The organism is Allomesorhizobium aridi (genome assembly GCF_043769475.1).
In the GTDB taxonomy this organism is placed as follows: domain Bacteria; phylum Pseudomonadota; class Alphaproteobacteria; order Rhizobiales; family Rhizobiaceae; genus Allomesorhizobium.
The window spans coordinates 5,403,661-5,420,800 of the sequence record NZ_CP171729.1 but is presented as its reverse complement, the minus strand read 5'-3'; the positions used below and the strand labels follow the sequence as shown (position 1 = coordinate 5,420,800).

General features: G+C 61.6%; 16 protein-coding genes and 1 pseudogene. 8 read left to right on the top strand and 9 right to left on the bottom strand.

The genetic code is table 11. The features are described 5' to 3' along the window. Positions 1-92 precede the first annotated feature (92 nt). Complete coding sequence (gene groL, locus ACG873_RS28875; RefSeq protein ID WP_394889250.1) at positions 93-1,718, bottom strand: chaperonin GroEL; 1,626 nt, start codon at positions 1,716-1,718, stop codon at positions 93-95. 50 nt (positions 1,719-1,768) lie between these two features. Further along, positions 1,769-2,083 (bottom strand): co-chaperone GroES, encoded by a 315-nt coding sequence (locus tag ACG873_RS28870; RefSeq protein ID WP_394889249.1) that lies wholly within the window; start codon positions 2,081-2,083, stop codon positions 1,769-1,771. Positions 2,084-2,335: 252 nt separating this feature from the next. Between ACG873_RS28870 and ACG873_RS28865 the strand changes: the two genes are divergently transcribed. Beyond that, positions 2,336-2,602 carry a hypothetical protein gene (locus ACG873_RS28865; protein ID WP_394889248.1) on the top strand — a complete coding sequence of 89 codons (267 nt, stop codon included), beginning with the start codon at positions 2,336-2,338 and terminating at the stop codon, positions 2,600-2,602. 45 nt (positions 2,603-2,647) lie between these two features. On the opposite strand, the gene ACG873_RS28860 is transcribed toward ACG873_RS28865, so the two are convergent. The 7 genes from ACG873_RS28860 to ACG873_RS28830 all read right to left on the bottom strand — a co-directional run bounded on the left by ACG873_RS28860 (position 2,648) and on the right by ACG873_RS28830 (position 8,265). Beyond that, the gene (locus tag ACG873_RS28860) at positions 2,648-2,914 is read right to left on the bottom strand and encodes a DUF1488 domain-containing protein (protein ID WP_394889247.1); all 267 of its coding nucleotides are present in this window, start codon (positions 2,912-2,914) and stop codon (positions 2,648-2,650) included. Between the two features lie 554 nt (positions 2,915-3,468). After that, positions 3,469-4,197: an amino acid ABC transporter ATP-binding protein gene (locus tag ACG873_RS28855; RefSeq protein ID WP_394889245.1), complete on the bottom strand. Its 729-nt coding sequence runs from the start codon at positions 4,195-4,197 to the stop codon at positions 3,469-3,471. A 37-nt stretch (positions 4,198-4,234) separates the two neighbouring features. Next, positions 4,235-4,909, bottom strand: coding sequence for an amino acid ABC transporter permease (locus tag ACG873_RS28850; protein WP_394889244.1), 675 nt, complete (start codon positions 4,907-4,909; stop codon positions 4,235-4,237). Then, the gene (locus ACG873_RS28845; RefSeq protein WP_394889243.1) at positions 4,906-5,583 is read right to left on the bottom strand and encodes an amino acid ABC transporter permease; all 678 of its coding nucleotides are present in this window, start codon (positions 5,581-5,583) and stop codon (positions 4,906-4,908) included. Before ACG873_RS28845 ends, ACG873_RS28850 begins: the two co-directional genes overlap by 4 nt. A gap of 105 nt (positions 5,584-5,688) precedes the next feature. Next, complete coding sequence (locus tag ACG873_RS28840) at positions 5,689-6,477, bottom strand: ABC transporter substrate-binding protein (RefSeq protein ID WP_394889242.1); 789 nt, start codon at positions 6,475-6,477, stop codon at positions 5,689-5,691. A gap of 103 nt (positions 6,478-6,580) precedes the next feature. Beyond that, complete coding sequence (locus ACG873_RS28835; protein WP_394889241.1) at positions 6,581-7,753, bottom strand: saccharopine dehydrogenase family protein; 1,173 nt, start codon at positions 7,751-7,753, stop codon at positions 6,581-6,583. Next, positions 7,750-8,265 carry an Lrp/AsnC family transcriptional regulator gene (locus tag ACG873_RS28830; RefSeq protein WP_394889240.1) on the bottom strand — a complete coding sequence of 172 codons (516 nt, stop codon included), beginning with the start codon at positions 8,263-8,265 and terminating at the stop codon, positions 7,750-7,752. The genes ACG873_RS28835 and ACG873_RS28830 overlap by 4 nt, the downstream gene beginning before the upstream one ends. A gap of 265 nt (positions 8,266-8,530) precedes the next feature. On the opposite strand from ACG873_RS28830, the gene ACG873_RS28825 reads away from it, so the two are divergent. The 7 genes and pseudogenes from ACG873_RS28825 to ACG873_RS28795 all read left to right on the top strand — a co-directional run bounded on the left by ACG873_RS28825 (position 8,531) and on the right by ACG873_RS28795 (position 17,125). After that, positions 8,531-9,505, top strand: a complete 975-nt coding sequence (locus tag ACG873_RS28825; protein WP_394889239.1) for an ArsR/SmtB family transcription factor — start codon at positions 8,531-8,533, stop codon at positions 9,503-9,505. Between the two features lie 122 nt (positions 9,506-9,627). After that, positions 9,628-11,136 (top strand): alpha-N-arabinofuranosidase, encoded by a 1,509-nt coding sequence (locus tag ACG873_RS28820; RefSeq protein WP_394889238.1) that lies wholly within the window; start codon positions 9,628-9,630, stop codon positions 11,134-11,136. A gap of 214 nt (positions 11,137-11,350) precedes the next feature. Beyond that, the gene (locus ACG873_RS28815; RefSeq protein WP_394889237.1) at positions 11,351-13,240 is read left to right on the top strand and encodes an ABC transporter substrate-binding protein; all 1,890 of its coding nucleotides are present in this window, start codon (positions 11,351-11,353) and stop codon (positions 13,238-13,240) included. An 89-nt stretch (positions 13,241-13,329) separates the two neighbouring features. Further along, on the top strand, positions 13,330-14,331 hold the full coding sequence (locus tag ACG873_RS28810; protein WP_394889235.1) for an ABC transporter permease: 1,002 nt from the start codon (positions 13,330-13,332) through the stop codon (positions 14,329-14,331). A gap of 4 nt (positions 14,332-14,335) precedes the next feature. Further along, positions 14,336-15,198: pseudogene (locus tag ACG873_RS28805) on the top strand (ABC transporter permease). Beyond that, positions 15,195-16,259, top strand: coding sequence for an ABC transporter ATP-binding protein (locus ACG873_RS28800; RefSeq protein WP_394889234.1), 1,065 nt, complete (start codon positions 15,195-15,197; stop codon positions 16,257-16,259). Before ACG873_RS28805 ends, ACG873_RS28800 begins: the two are co-directional and overlap by 4 nt. Beyond that, positions 16,256-17,125 (top strand): ABC transporter ATP-binding protein, encoded by an 870-nt coding sequence (locus ACG873_RS28795; RefSeq protein ID WP_394889233.1) that lies wholly within the window; start codon positions 16,256-16,258, stop codon positions 17,123-17,125. Before ACG873_RS28800 ends, ACG873_RS28795 begins: the two co-directional genes overlap by 4 nt. Positions 17,126-17,140 lie beyond the last annotated feature (15 nt).

Below are 17,140 nucleotides of genomic sequence, written 5' to 3'. Positions count from 1 at the left end.
TCCGGCGCCACCCCTGCGGTTCCGTCGCCTTTGCGCGTTTTTCTTTGCATTGATTACGCCCGGCCGCCTGCGGCCGGGCGTTCAGGCACTGCTTAGTAGCCCATGCCGCCGCCGTTGCCGGCAGCGGGCGCGTCCTTCGGCGGGACATCCGCAATCATGGCTTCGGCGGTAATAAGGAGCGCGGCTATGGAGCCCGCGTCCTGCAGCGCGGTGCGCACGACCTTGGCCGGATCGACGATGCCGGCTTTGATCATGTCGACGTAGGCTTCCGTCTGCGCGTTGAACCCCTGGTCGGAATCCTTTCCGGCCATCAGCTTGCCGACGACGACCGAGCCTTCAACGCCGGCATTTTCGGCGATTTGGCGAATGGGCGCTTCGAGCGCTTTCAAGACAATCGAAATACCCGCCGTCACGTCGGCATTGCTTCCGGTTAGCTCGGTCAGAGCCGCCTTGGCCCGCAGAAGGGCCACGCCGCCCCCGGCGACGATGCCCTCTTCCACGGCTGCGCGGGTTGCGTTCAGCGCATCGTCGATGCGGTCCTTCTTTTCCTTGACTTCCGTCTCGGTCGCGCCGCCGACGCGGATGACCGCCACGCCGCCTGCAAGCTTCGCCAGCCGCTCCTGCAGCTTCTCCTTGTCGTAGTCCGAGGTGGTTTCCTCGATCTGCGCCTTGATCTGCTGGACACGCGCCGAGATGTCTTTCTTTTCACCAGAGCCGTCGATGAGCGTGGTCGTGTCCTTTTCGATGAGCACGCGCTTTGTCCGCCCGAGCATGTCGATCGTGACGTTCTCGAGCTTGATGCCGAGATCCTCCGAGATCAACTGACCGCCGGTCAGGATCGCGATGTCCTCCAGCATGGCCTTGCGGCGATCGCCGAAGCCCGGCGCCTTGACCGCCGCGACCTTGAGGCCGCCGCGCAGCTTGTTGACGACCAGCGTAGCCAAGGCCTCGCCTTCAACGTCCTCGGAGATGATCAGCAGCGGTTTGCCGCTCTGCACCACGGCTTCGAGGATCGGCAGCAAACCCTGCAGACTGCCCAGCTTCTTCTCGTGCAGGAGAATGTACGGATCCTCCAGTTCAACCCGCATCTTCTCGGCGTTGGTCACGAAGTAAGGCGAAAGATAGCCGCGATCGAACTGCATGCCCTCGACGACCTCGAGCTCAGTCTCGGCGGTCTTGGCCTCCTCGACGGTGATGACACCTTCGTTGCCGACTTTCTTCATCGCCTTGGCGATCATCGCACCGACGGACGCGTCGCCATTGGCGGCGATCGTGCCGACCTGGGCGATCTCGTCCGATGATTTCACTTTTTTGGACCGGGCCTGGATGTCCTTCACGACGGCGGCCACGGCAAGGTCGATGCCGCGCTTCAAATCCATCGGGTTCATGCCGGCGGCAACGAGCTTTGCACCTTCGCGAAGAATGGAGGCGGCGAGGACAGTTGCGGTCGTGGTGCCGTCCCCGGCCAGGTCATTGGTCTTCGAGGCCACTTCGCGCACCATTTGCGCGCCCATGTTCTCGAACTTGTCGGAAAGCTCGATCTCCTTGGCGACGGTGACGCCATCCTTGGTGATGCGCGGCGCGCCATAGGCCTTGTCGATGATGACATTGCGGCCCTTGGGACCGAGCGTCACCTTGACGGCGTTGTTCAGGATTTCGACGCCGCGCAGCATGCGGTCGCGAGCGTCGGTGGCGAATTTGATTTCCTTGGCAGACATGATTTTCGTCCAGTTCAGTCTTGAAATGAGGAGAGCGGGAAGTCGCCCGGTCAGGCAGCTTTCTTGGCCGCTTCGGCCTTGTCGATGATGCCCATGATGTCGGCCTCCTTCATGATAAGGAGATCCTCGCCGTCGATCTTGACCTCGGTTCCCGACCATTTGCCGAACAGGACAGCGTCGCCAGCCTTCACGTCGAGAGGGATCAGCTTGCCGCTTTCGTCGCGCGAGCCCGGACCGACGGCAATCACCTCGCCTTCCTGTGGCTTTTCCTTCGCATTGTCGGGAATGATGATCCCGCCCTTGGATTTGATGTCGCCTTCGGCGCGTCGGATGACGACGCGGTCGTGAAGTGGCCGGAATTTCATTTGGGATTCTTTCTGCGGCCGGCGCATAGGTGGGCCGCGCCTTTGTATTAGGCCCTTTGGCACTCGAATGATAGGAGTGCTAAAAATAAATCTCCGCGCTTCCCAGACATGTTGAAATGATATTCGGTATGAAATTGCAGAATTACCGGCCAAAATGAAAATAGCTACAAATTGAATTTCTGATTGAAAACACCTATTTTCACATAAGGACGTCCATGTCTGATATTTTTAATCGCGAAGGAGAATTGCGCAATGGCGGATGCAAATCAAAACATTATGGAAAAGGCACAGTCGCGTTTCATCGAGACCCAAAAGAAAACTGCTGAACGAAACAAGGCGACCGCCGAATATCAATCGGAAGCAAAAGCCAGGGCTATCAAGACGGCAAAATTACGGGAGTTGCGCCTCGCCAAGGAGGAGCAGGATCGCGCCGCGGAGGCCTTGAAACCCGTCGAACCCAAAAAGAAGCGGAGCGCCGGCAAGGGCAAGAAACTCCCGACTTCCGTCGATAAGACGTAAACTGCGCGACACGACGTCGGTCGCCACTACCAGATATTGCCGGCGCTATTTGAAATCGGCCGACGTCAGGGCGTACATGTTTTTGCGACCGCGGGAGTAGGCATTCCGCGCCATGTCGTGAACCAAACCGCGCACCGCATCGAAAGCCGCCAAATAGTCAATTTCCGCGTTGGCGGGTTCAGCTGTTTTCTTCGAGATCGCATCGATCTCGACGGAGAAGGAAATCTGAACCATGCCGTCATGGCCAAGAAAGCGGATGCGCTTCCCCGTCGCGTCGTAGCTGCGACTCAGATTGGGAAATGTCAGTGCCATGATCCTGCCTCTCGAGACGGTTTAAGCCCAGGGCTTGACGCTACCATGTATGTCCAAAGATCATGGAATAGGTGGCAACACCAATAAACAACGCAGTCGACATTCTCATGAATAGCTGAAATGAAAAATAATCTTTCATCGCGGCCTCCTTTGTTTTTGTTAATTTTTCGGGCCAGGATTTCACCATATCACATAAGAAGGTGATCCGGTGATTTTTTCGGCACTTTTCAATCGAGAACAGTTCTCGATCAAAACGGCCGACCAGTTGCGGCTAGATTGACGCGGCTTTTTTTCGGTCGCCGGATGGTTGCCACTCACTCCGACAAAACGCGCCCGGCTTCAGCTTGCGGGCCGATGGCACGCCCCGCCGCCTCCTTCGTCGCCAACCCGGAAGGCGTCAGGCTCCTACGGCTTGAGGAGACGAGCAGACATGAGACCAGGCACAAAGCCGCCTTTTTCTCAACTCAGCGAACGCAGCATTGGTGCATGAGCCTGGGAAGTTCGGCCTCATGTCGGGGCGAATGATTAAAGCACGGCGCCAAGGCCGCCACTGTTCAGTGACGCAGGATTTTGCTCAAGAAGGCGCGGCTGCGGTCGGTTTGGGGGGCGGAGAAGAATTCCTCCGGCGTGCCGCTCTCCACGATGGCCCCCTGATCCATGAACACGACCCGCTGGGCGACTTTTCGGGCAAAGCCCATCTCGTGGGTGACCACCATCATGGTCATCCCCTCCTCGGCGACTGCGACCATGACGTCGAGCACTTCGCTGATCATTTCGGGATCGAGCGCCGACGTGGGCTCGTCAAACAGCATGATTTTTGGGCGCATGCCAAGGCAGCGGGCGATCGCCACCCGCTGCTGCTGTCCGCCTGAGAGTTCCGACGGATAGGCATTGAACTTGTCGGCGAGCCCGACCTTGGCGAGCAGCTCGCGCCCGGCTTTCTCCGCCTCGGCGCGGGGCGTCTTGCGCACATGGATAGGAGCCAGCGTAACGTTCTCCAGCGCAGTCTTGTGCGGATAGAGATTGAATTGCTGGAAGACGAAGCCGATCTCGGTGCGCAACAGCGTCATGTTGGTTGCGGGAGCGCCGACACGTTGCGCGTCGACGACGAGATCGCCATCCTGCGTCGCTTCAAGGCCGTTGATGCAGCGGATTAGGGTGCTCTTGCCCGAGCCGCTGGGGCCACAGACGACGACCACCTCGCGCGGCTCGACGCTGAGGGTGATGTCCTTGAGCACGTGAAGCGATCCGAACCATTTGTTGACGCCGCGAAACTCGATCACGCTTGGCTGCCTTCTTTGATGGGGCCTCGGACGGTGCTCACAATCTCACCTCGCCATGCGCGGCGCTCATGTGGCGCTCCAGCCGGCGTGCGAACAGGATGAGCGGATAGCACACGAGAAAATAGCCAACGCCGACGATGGCAAAAACCAGGAGGCCGTTGGGAACCCGCTGAACCACGAGCCAGCCGACCCTGGTGAGATCGGTCAGCCCAATGGCGGAGACGACCGAGGAATCCTTGATTAGAAGGACATATTGCCCGACGAGCGGCGGCAGGACCACCCGCATCGCCTGCGGCAGCACCACCTGCCGCATTCGCTGCCATCGCGACAAGCCCGAGGCGAGCGCCGCCTCGACCTGGCCCGTGGGTACCGAGCGGATGCCTGCGGCCACGATCTCACAGATGAAACACGCGGCAAGGTTGGTCAGCGCGATGATGCCGGCGGTAAACGCGTCGAGTTCGACGCCGAGTTCGGGCAGGATGAAGAAGATCAGGAATATCTGCACCAGGAACGGCGTTCCCCGGATCAGATCGACCCAGGCGCCGATCGCGGCGGCTATGAGGCGGTTGCCGCCCGTCCGCAGCACGCCGAGGCCGAAGCCGATCAGCGTGCCCAGCACGAGGCTGGTGAGCGACAGCATGACCGTCATGCCAAGGCCACGCAGCGCCAGAGGGTAGCTCCCGATGAGGCCTTGGAGTTGCTGCCAGATCACGCGCGGCTCCTCACCGGCCGCAAGCCGAGCCAGCCCTCGGAAAGTGCCGCAAGCCCCTTGAGACCGTAATAAAGCACGAGGTAGCACGCCGCCGTGGTGATGAAACCTTCGGCCGGCATGAACCGGTCCGAAGCGAGAAGCTGGCCGGCACGTGTCAGTTCCGCAACCGAGATCAGGGATAGCAGCGCGGAATCCTTCACCAGCACGATGGCTTGCCCGAGCAGGGGCGGAATGGTCACGCGAAAAGCCTGCGGCAGGATGACGAGGCGCATTCGCTGGACATAGGTCATACCCGAGGCAACCCCGGCCTCGATCTGACCGCGCGAGATCGACAAAATGCCGGCCCGAATGATTTCGGCGATGTAAGCGCCGCTGTTCAGCGATAGAGCGAGGATGCCGACGACGAGTTCCGGCAGGACGATACCGAGCCGGGGCAGGCCGAAATAGAGAAAATAGAGCTGCACCAGCAGGGGCGTCGCACGGATGACGTCGATGTAGATTTTCGCCGGGACCTGCAGAAACCGTTCGCGCTGCAGGTTCATTGCACAGAGAACGATCCCGACGGCCAGCGCTCCGGCAAAGGAGATCAGCGACAACCACACCGTCGCGACGAGGCCCTGCCCGAACAGGGGCAGGTACTCGACAATGGTGCGGAAGCTGAAGTTTTCGAGCATATCTAGACGATCTGTCGGGTGACCTGTTCGAAGGGCGTGGCGCGAACGGCGCGGACGGAATCTACGATCCGAAGACCGCGCGAAACCGCCCGAGCCTATTGTCGCTTAGTGGTCTTTCTTCCAGTCGTCCGAATTGACCCAGTAATCGAGGTTCGTCTGCAGACGGCCGTCGAGCGCGACCTGATCGAGGAAGAGGTTCATCCAGATCAGAAGGTCCTGCGAATCGTAGCGCGTGGCAAAGGCGAGCGGCTCCTTCGACAGCATTTCCGGCATGATGGTGAATGTCCCTGCCGGATATGCGGTCGACTGGCCCTTGACCGCCGAGACATCGTTGACGCCGCAATCAGCCTGACCGTTGTTGACCGCGTCGAGCAGGAGCGGGCCGCCGCCCTTGTAGCTCTTGATGTCGGCTTCCGGGAAGGCCTTCTTCGCCTCCTTCTCACCCGTAGCGCCAAGCAGCACGGCGATCTTCGTTCCGGCCGCTCCGCAGGATTCAGTCGAACCGAACTTGCCGCCGGCCTTGGTGAAGACGGTGCTGCCCGTGAACATGAACGGCTTGGTGAAGGCGACCTTCATCGCTCGCGGCAGGGTCGGCGTCATATCGGCGACCAGAAGGTCGGCCTTGCCGGACATGAGCGCCGGGATCAGACCGTCCCAGTCAAAATCCAGAAAAACGATCTTTACGCCCATCTCCGTCGCCATCAGCTCAGCGAGTTCGACGGCGCTGCCGGTGCGCGCGCCCGCAGCATCGATCATGGAGAACGGGGGCCCCTGGGTCTGTACCGCGACACGCAGCTCTCCTCGCGCCGTAATATCGTCAAGTGTCCCGGCGCTTGCAACACCAGTGATACTCAGCAGCGCAAGGCCTGCAACGAACAGATTGGCAATCTTCATTGGGTGTTCCTCCTTGTTTCGGTTATGTCCCGCCCCTCTTGGGCCTTCTTTTCGGCGGCGTCCGCCATTTTGCCGATCGCTCGCCCGAAAATCTCTTCCTGCTCTAGGAATCCCACGTGACTGTTTCGGACACGTGGATATTCCGCCTTGCCAGTTCGTCCAGAAATCGTCCGTCGGGCACGTGCGTCATCGGGTTGAGCAAGCCCGGCTGCGCGATCTCGCGCCGCGCCAGCATTTGCGAGACGATGCTTGCTGGGTACCCCACGCCAAGGCTCATGCCGAACAGGCCGGATTTCAGGTCGCGCTCTATGACCAAGTCCGACGTCACCGTCTTGCGTCGACCGCCTTCGACGCCGCGGAAGACATTGCGCATTACGCACAGATCTTTTTCGTCGGCGCCGTATTGCAGCTGCGGGCCGAGCAGCCTGCCGAGGAACTCCCTCGGACTGACACTTGCGGGCAGACCCGGCACCGGGGCTTCCGAGAGAAAGCCGAGTTCCTTCAGCGGCGCCCAGAACGCGGACCAGCCCGGCCAGCGCAAGGAGTAGCGGCCGGTGCGCTGCAGTCCGCCAGCGGCGTCAAGCATAGCCGCGTAACGGGGCGCATCGCCGTTCGGGAACGCCTCGAGCATGCCAAGGCCGTCGACGGAAATTTCATGGATGAACCGATTGTCGTGTTGCTCGCCGGCCGAAACCTCGACCCGCTCGCCGTCCTCGACTAGGACGCTGGCGCGGTTCTGGCTCATCAGGACCATGTCGAGATTCCAGCTCACCTTGTACGACAGCGGCTCCGTCCTCGCCTTCGGCTCGGGGATGCCGCCGCAGTAGGAATCGATCACCGTTATGGTGTCGAACTGCCGCGCGGCGCGCGCATACAGTACGAGGTCGATGCCCGGATCGAGACCGCATTCCGTCATGATCGGGACGCCAGCCTCTTCCGCCGCCGGAGCGAGATCGGCAATGGATTTGGCATAATTTGTCGTGACGAGCGGCGTGCGCGTCTCAATGGCCGCAAGAACCGCGTCACGCATCAGCGGCAGCGGCATGAGATCGATCACGGCGTCGACGTCTCGCATTACTTTGGCGAGCGCCGTCCGGGTCGGCCCTTCGGGGACGACAAAACGGACGCGTCCGAGATCGGCCAGGCCGCCAAGCCGTGCGGCGCCGTCCGGCGCGGTATCGACACAAATTATTTCTTCGACGTCTGCACTGGCAGCGAGATCGGCGATCGCCGCCCTCCCCTGCAGGCCAAGGCCGCCCAGAACGGCAATTTTCATGCGGGCTCCTTGCGCGCGGGCGGCTCGACCCCGTCCGACCAGCAGCCATCCGGCAGGCTGACCCATCTGTTGCACGACGCCATGACCACGAAGGTCTCGCTGCGCACGATTTCGCCCAATTCGCCGACCCCCGGAATCAGCTCGCTGGTGATGCGGTAGAGGTCTGCGATGTCGCCGGCGACAGTCACGTCGACGATGATGTCGAAGCGACCGGTGACCACCGACGCGGAGTTTACAAACGGCAGTTCGGCAATCCGCCGTGCGATTTCGAGAGCGCGCCCGCGTCCTTGGGCATTGATGCCGACGATGGCCGAGATCAATTCAGGACGCTCAGTGAGGTTGAGCAGTCCGACGATCTTGACCAGGTTCCGGTCGAGCAAATTGCGAAGGCGCGAACGCACCGTCGGTACGGATATCGCCATTTTCTCGGCAAGGCGATTGACGCCAGCTTGCGCATCTTGCGACAGCAGCTTGACCAGCCTTCTATCCGTTTGATCTAGATGTTCCCGCAAGCGACTTTCTTTCGAAAAGCAAATGTTTTTCGTGCATTTTTTCACATATGACATTTTCTACGTTCTATATTTTCAGAATGCAACGTAATTTGTGAAGGCGCCAATGGCCTTCGGGAGGCCATGCCGCACGATCGAGACTCGAATATCGGCAAATGCTGCCGCCGCCGGCTGCATGGCCTGCAACAGGCGTCGATCTTGAAGGATTGGTATTTTCTGGTATGCATCAGAACTTCTGATACGGTCGCCCGAGCGGCCTGGACGCGCCATGGACCTCCCACTCAAGAACAACCGCAACTTCCTGACGATCAATGCCGAGGACGGGCTGGAGGTGCTGAGGGGTCTTTCCTCCCCCGTGCGGATCAGCATCCTCAAGCTGCTTCATTCGCGTGGACCGCTAAACGTCAACGAGATCAGCGACGCACTGTCGCTGCCGCAATCGACGGTCGCGACCAACGTTCAGGTGCTGGAAAGCTGTGATCTCATCCGCACCGAAACGGTGAAGGCGACCAAAGGCCAGCAGAAGATTTGCGCGGCGCGTTTCGACGAGATCGTGCTGCGCTTCGACGACTACGATCTCAAGACCAGGTCGAACGTGATCGAGCTCTCGATGCCGCTCGGTCTCTACACCAACTGCAATGTATCGCCGCCCTGCGGTCTGTGTTCGAGCGAAGCCATCATCGGTCTCCTCGATGTGCCCGATTTCTTCCTCGATCCAGACCGGATGAAGGCGGGGCTGATCTGGTTCGAGCGCGGCCATGTCGAATACAAGTTTCCGAACAACGCAAAGGTGCTAAAGGCCGAGGTCGAGGCGCTCGAGTTTAGCATGGAACTCTCCTCCGAAGTGCCGGGGACGAACGCCAACTGGCCTTCGGACATAAGCGTGTGGGTAAATGACGTGCTGGTCGGCACCTGGACCTCGCCCGGCGATTTCGGCGACAAGCGCGGCATCTACACGCCGCGCTGGTGGAAGCTCGAAGGCTCGCAATACGGTCACCTGAAGACGTGGAAGATCACCGCCGATGGCAGCTATCTCGACGGCGAAAAGACCTCGGACGTGACGCTCGACCAGCTTCACCTCGCCGAGCACCATTCCATCCGCCTGCGTGTCGGCATCGACGAACACGCCGAGCATCCGGGCGGTGTGAACATCTTCGGCAAGGGTTTCGGCAATCACGATCAGGACATCATCCTGCGCCTGCACATCCGGCGGGAATCCGAACGCGGCAGCGCTGCCGTCTGAACTCGCGGAAGGCGCCGGCCGCTCGGTTCGACGCCCTGTTTTCCGGGTTGACTCACCCACCCTGTTCAGGATCAGATATTGCGGGTACATATCCGAATATTTGATACAGTCAGGGGAACGCGATGAAGGCGAAAGCTGTCGTCCACAAGGAATTCCGCATCGGCCGGATTGACGACCGCGTCTACGGCGCGTTCCTGGAGCATCTCGGGCGGGCGATATACACCGGCATCTACGAGCCCGGTCATCCGTCCGCCGACGAGCACGGGTTCCGCCGCGACGTGATCGAGATGGTGCGGGAGCTAAATGTCCCGGTCACTCGCTATCCCGGCGGCAACTTCGTCTCCGCCTATAATTGGGAGGACGGGATCGGGCCGAAGGAGAGCCGCCCCGTCACGCTCGACTATGCCTGGCGAACAAAGGAAACCAATGAGGTCGGCATCGACGAATTCGCGGCATGGTGCGAGGCGGCGGGCACGGAGCTGATGCTCGCCGTCAATCTCGGCTCGCGCGGTCTCGACGAAGCGCGCGGGCTGCTCGAATACTGCAATCACCCGGGCGGCAGCCGCTGGAGCGACCTGCGCATCAAGAACGGCCGGCGCGAACCGTATGACGTGCGCCTGTGGTGCCTCGGCAACGAGATGGACGGGCCGTGGCAGGTCGGGCACAAGACCGCCTACGAATACGGCCGCATCGCCAACGAGACGGCGAAGGCGATGAAGGCGTTCGACCCGACGCTGCAGCTCGTCGCCTGCGGCAGCTCCCACTCGTTCATGCCGACCTACCCGCAATGGGAAGCCGACGTGCTCGACGAATGCTACGACAATGTCGATTACCTGTCGCTGCACATGTATTTCGAGAATTACGAGGACGACTACCTCAATTTCCTCGCCAAGCCCGTGATCCTCGACCGCTACATCCAGACGGTGAGCGGCGTGATCGACTATGTGAAGGCCAAGAAACGGTCAAAGAAGGACATCTACATCTCCTTCGACGAGTGGAACGTCTGGTATCACTGCCGCCGCCAGGACAATGACAATTTCAAGAACTGGGATTGGCCGGCGGCGCCGGCCCTGCTCGAGGAGGTCTATAATTTCGAGGATGTGCTCGTCGTCGGCTGCATTCTCAACACCTTCATCCGCCGCGCCGACCGCGTGCGGATCGCCTGCATCGCGCAGCTCGTCAACGCCATCGCCCCGATCACCACCGAACGCGGCGGGCGCGCCTTCCGGCATACGATCTACTATCCCTACCTGCTCGCCTCGCGCCATGGGCGCGGCGAAAGCCTGGCCGTCGCGGTCGACGCGCCGCGCTACGATGCCAAGGCGGCCGACGACGTGCCGTATATCGACGTCGCAGCGGTGCACAATCAGGCAGCCGGCACGGTCGCGCTTTTTGTTGTCAACAAGCATCCGGACGAGGAAACCGAACTCACGGTCGACCTTGCAGGCTTTCCGTCGGCCAGGCTGATTGAGCACATCCTCATCCATCATCCGGACCTGAAGGCGGTGAACAGCGCCGACGCACCGGATGTGGTGAAACCGCAATTGCAGAACGGCTCGGTGGTCGAGGACGCCCGGGTTCTGTGTCGCCTCAAGCCGCGCTCCTACAATCTCATCCGGCTGTCGGTGTGATTTTTTCCTCGCCGTGCGATGCGCCTTCGGCGGACCCGCACGGCGGCACTCGAAAGGAAGGAAGCAACAATCCGGGGGCGCAACTTGAGTTCATATCATACATTACGATATGTATCAGGTTCTATTGACCAGCTATGGTCCCCGGGTTAGCCTCCTTCCCCAACGACAACAAGCCATCGCATCACCGGTGCGACTGGCACAGGGAGGAATGACGATGCGCATCATGCGAGTCCTGGCGTTCTTCGCGAGCGCGTGGTTGGTAGCAACATCCGCGCTTGCTCAAGGCATCTCGAACCTGCCGCGCGAAGAGACCATCATCATCGAAAACCCGCAGGGCACGATCACCAACCCGCCCTGGTTCAACATCTGGATGGTCGCGCGCGGCGGCAACTCCAACGGGCTGCAGCAGCTCGGCATGGATACGCTCTGGTACATCGATCCCGATGCCGGGCTTGACGGCGTCTGGGACAACTCGCTCGCCGCCGACAAGCCGCAATACAATGCCGATTTCACCGAGATGACGGTCAAGCTCCGGGACGGCATCCATTGGAGCGACGGCGTGGAGTTCACCGCCGACGATGTCGTCTTTACGGTCCAGACGCAGATGAAGAACCCCGGCATGATCTGGGGCCCGGTCTTCCTGGCGAGCGTCGACACCGTGACTGCGCCGGACAAGCGCACCGTGGTGTTCAAGCTGAAGCGGCCCAATTCCCGCTTCCACGCCACCTTCACGGTGCGCTGGAACGCAGCCTGGATCATGCCGAAGCATGTGTTCGAAAAGGTGGAAGACCCGACCAAGTTCGACTTCAACCCGCCGGTCACGATCGGTCCCTACAAGCTTCACAGCTTCGACCCGAACGGCAAATGGTATATCTGGGAGAAGCGCGAGGACTGGCAGCGCACGTCGCTCGCCCGGCATGGCGAACCAGGCCCGAAATACGCCGCCTATATCGATCCGGGCCCGCCCGACAAGCGCGTCATCCTGCAGCTCAACCACCAGCTCGACATCATCCACGATACTTCGCCCGAGGGCGTGTTCACGCTGATCAAGCAGTCGCCGACCTCGCAGGGCTGGTTCAAGGGCTTCCCCTACGCCCATCCCGATCCGACACTTCCGGCGGTCATGTTCAACCATCAGGTCGAGCCGTTCCAGAATGCCGACGTGCGCTGGGCGCTGGCGCTGCTGATCGACATCAAGGCGGTGTCGATGGCCTCCTACCGCGGCGCGGCGACGATCTCGGCGATCGGCGTTCCGCCGACGGGCCTTTTCGGCGAGTATTATTTCGATCCGCTGGAGCAGTGGCTGACCGATTTCGAGATCGACACCGGCAAGCAGAAATACAAGCCTTACGATCCGACCGTCGGCCAGCAGATCGCCGAAATGCTGCGGCCGTCGATGGGCGAGCAAATCCCGACCGATCCCAAGGAAATCGCGAACGCCATCGGCCGCGGCTGGTGGAAGCCTAACCCGGAGGCCGCCACCCAGCTTCTGGAGCGCGCCGGCTTCACCAAGCAGGGCGATCAATGGATGAAGCCGGACGGCACGCCCTTCTCGATCACGCTTCTGGTCGAGGGCGACCAGCGGCCGGTCATGACGCGCGCCGGCACGATGATCGTGCAGCAATGGCGTCAGTTCGGCATCGACGCCAAGACGCAGGCCTACCCGTCGGACTTCTTCCCGCGCGTCGAATCGGGCGACTTCGAGGCCGCGATCGCCTGGAGCGTGGAGACCTGGGGCGGCCACCCCGACCTGTCCTTCTTCCTCGACAGCTGGCACTCGGAATTCCTGAAGCCGAGGGGCGAACGCCAGCCGCCGCGCAACCGCCAGCGCTGGACGCATCCTGAGCTCGACAAGATCATCGAGGAGACCCGCACGATCGACTTCGACGATCCGAAGGTGAAGGAGCTCGGCCAGGAATATATCAAGCTCGCGGTCCGGGAGATGCCGATTATCCCGCTGATGTCGTACAATGTGTTCACGATGATGGATACGACCTACTGGACGGGATATCCGAGCGCGGACGATCCCTACACCAACCCGGTCTCGAACTGGGCGAACACCAAATACATGTTCGTCAGGCTGAAGCCCGCAAAGGCCCAGTAGCGGCGGACAGGCGAGCGAGGCGGCACTCCCCCCCTCGCTCGCGAAAAGGTGCGAGATGACATGATACAAGCCGCGGCACGGTCGAAGCGATGAGAACCTACGCGCTCTATCTCGTCAGACGCTTCGCGCAATTCATACTGGTCGTCTTCATCGGCATCAACATCGCCTATCTCATCACCCACCTCACGCCGGTCGATCCCGTCGAGCAGGCGATCAGCTCCGTCACCATGTTCGGCCAGTCCAGCCCAGAGATGGTCGAGGTGATGCGAAAGACGCTGCGCGAGCTCTATGGCCTCGAAGGCTCGGCCTGGGAGCAGTACGTCTCCTTCTGGAGGCGCATGGCGACGGGCGATTTCGGGCCGTCGCTGTCGGCGTTCCCGACGCCGGTCTCGACGCTGATCTGGCAGGCGCTGCCATGGACGCTCGGCCTGCTCGTCTGCTCGACGCTTATCGCCTGGATTGTCGGCAATTTTCTCGGCGGCCTGGCCGGCTACTATCGCAAGAATAGCCTGCTCAAGGCCCTGGGCATCCTGGCCATGAGCCTCCAGCCTATCCCCTATTACATCGTCGCCTTCATTCTTCTCGTCGTCTTCGGCTTCCTCTGGCCGGTCCTTCCGATCAGCGGCGGCGCCGAGATGAACATCGACCGGCAAGGCTTTGCCTTCGCCGGCAGCATCATCAAGCATTCTATCCTGCCCGCGCTGTCGCTCGTGCTGGTCGGGCTGGGCGCGTGGTTCATCGGCATGCGCTCGCTCGTCTCCAACATCGTGACGGAGGATTACGTCACCTATGCCGAGCTCGGCGGCGTCGATCGCCGCCGCATCCTGTTCTCCTACGTCATGCGCAATGCGCTTTCGCCGCAGTTGACCGGCCTCGCGCTGTCGCTCGGCGCCATCTTCAACGGCGCGATCATCACCGAATTCGTGTTCGGCTACCCCGGCATGGGTACGCTGCTGGTCCGGGCCGTGAATGCTGGCGACTACAGCCTGGTGCTCGGCATCACATCCGTCTCGATCATCGCGGTGGCCTCGGCGATCCTGGTCATCGACATCATCTATCCATTGCTCGACCCGCGTGTGGCGCAGGGGTGACCTGATGCTGAAGACCGTTCGCGACCTCTTCCGCTACAATCTCGAATTCGCCCTCGGCGCGATCCTGATCCTGATCGTTTTCGGCTTCGCGGCCGCCTCGTTCTTCTCGCCCTATCCGCCGATGGACAGCTACGTCGTCGCTCCGGACGTGCCGCCGTCATGGGCCTATCCGTTCGGCACCAATTCGCGCGGGCAGGACGTGTTCTGGCAGCTGACGCTCGCCATCCGCAATTCGCTGCTGTTCGGCCTTTCCGTCGCCCTGATGAGCCGAATCCTGTCGCTGCTGATCGGGCTGGTCGCCGGCTATGCCGGCGGCGTAACCGATCGCATCCTGATGACGATCAACGACACCTTCGTCGTGATCCCGCTGTTTCCCATCCTGGTGCTGTTCTTCTTCATGATGCGCGACAACATGTCGTGGCCGATGCTGGCCATCGCGATGGCGTCGCTCGGCTGGCCGTACGACGCGCGGCTCATCCGCTCGGTGGCGCTCAGCCTCAGGACGCGCGAATTTACCGCGATGAGCGTCTTCTCCGGCATGAGCACCAGGCAAATCCTCGTGGAAGAGCATCTGCCCTATGTTCTTCCTATCGTCTTCTCGACCACGCTCAACAACATGAACTGGTCGATCGGCCTGGAAGTGACGCTTTCGGTGATCGGCTTCACCAATATCGAGACGCCGACGATCGGCACGATGATCTACTGGGCCAACCAGCACACGGCGATGGTCGCCGGCGTCTGGTGGTGGATCTTTTCCCCGTCGTCCTGGTCATCATGACCTTCCTCGGGCTCTACCTGCTCTCCGTCTCGATGAACGAATACATCGATCCGAGAAGCCGCCTGACCCGCATGGGAGGCCAGGCATGAACGCGCGGCCGCGCGCGAACGGGTCGGGGGACGTCATGCTCGACGTCAAGAATCTTCGCGCCTACTACGTTATGAAGTATTTCGGCACGCAGCGCGAGGTGCGCGCGGTCGACGACATTTCGCTGCGGGTCGGCAGGAACGAGATCTACGGCCTCGCCGGCGAATCGAGTTCCGGCAAGACCACCTTCATCAAGACCATCGCCGCGGCGATCCGGCCGCCGCTCACCGTCGTCGGCGGCTCGATCCGCTACAGCTTCCTCGATCGCGACATATACAAGCTCGACAGCGCGGCGCTGTCGTCGATCCGCTGGCGCCACCTCTCCTATATCCCGCAAGGCTCGATGAACGTGCTCAATCCGGTTCGGCGTGTGCGCGAATCCTTCATCGATTTCGCGCTTCCCCACATGGACCTGCGGAAGCAGCAATTCTTCGCGGCAATCGTCGCGCATCTGGAGCGTCTCCAGCTCGCGCCGGGCGTGCTCGACGCCTATCCTCACGAACTTTCGGGCGGCATGCGCCAGCGCATCGCGATTGCGCTTGCCACCGTCTGCCGGCCCGATTTCATCATCGCCGACGAACCGACGACGGCGCTCGACGTGGTCGTGCAGAAAAGCGTTCTCGAGCTGATCCGCGAGGCGCAGCGGGAGATCGGCTCGTCGATGATCTTCGTCACCCACGACATGGCCGTCCACGCCAACATCTCCGACCGCCTCGGCATCATGTACGCCGGGCGCCTCGTGGAGGAGGCGCCGACGGCTGAGATTTTCAGGAGCCCGAAGCACCCCTATACGCAGCATCTCATCGCCAGTCTGCCGCGGATCGGCGACCTCTCGGCCAAGCGTGCGCTCACCGGCGCGCCACCCAGTCTGGCGGAGCCGCCGAGCGGCTGCCGGTTTCACCCGCGCTGCCCGCTCGCCATGGACATCTGCCGCGAGACGCATCCCGAACTGGTCAGCATCGATCCTCGCCATCGCGTCGCCTGCCACGCAGTAAGTCCCGCTGTCCGACCGGACGGCGTGTTCGCGGCAACCGCGAAACAACGGACCGGGCTCGTTCAATGACGGGCGATCTGCTGAACCTCGAGGGGGTGACGAAGAGCTACGCGACGGGCGGGCTGCTAGCGCGCAAAACCTTCAACGCCGTCGACGGGGTGAGTTTCGCGCTCGATGCGTCGCGGCCGGAAATCTTCGCCATCATCGGCGAGTCGGGTAGCGGCAAGACGACGCTCGCCCGCATGATCCTCAACATGGTTGCGGCTAGCGCGGGCGCGATCCGCTTCCGCGGCAAGGCGCTCGCGACCATTCGCGGCCGGCGGGCGCGGCTCGATTTCATGCGCCAGGTGCAACCGATCTTCCAGAACCCGTACGAGGCCTTCAATCCGCTGAAGCGCGTCGACCGTTACCTCTACGCCACGGCCCGACGGCTGGCGGGCGTCGGACGCAGGGACGTGGACCGGGTGTGCGACGAGGCGCTGCGCAAGGTCGGTCTGTCGCTGACGGAGGTGCGCGGGCGCTTTCCCCACGAACTTTCCGGCGGCCAGTTGCAGCGCACCGCGATCGCCCGCGCGCTGATCTCCGGTCCTGCATTGCTCGTTGCCGACGAACCCGTTTCGATGGTCGACGCGTCGCTCAGGATGTCCATCGTCGAACTGTTCAAGGCGCTTCGCGACGAACTCGGCGTGTCGATCGTCTACATCACCCACGACCTCGCCACCGCCTACCACATCAGCGACCGCATCATCATCATGCAGAAGGGCCGTGTGGTGGAGGGCGGTGATGCCCGGACGGTGCTCGACAACCCGCAACACCCGTATTCGAAGCTTCTCAAGAGCGCGGTGCTTTCACCCGACAATGCCGGAACCGATGCGCAAGTCGCTACGGATGCTTCCGATCCGCACAGCGTGCCTGTCAATATCCGGACTGTCTGAGCACCGGCAAAGGCG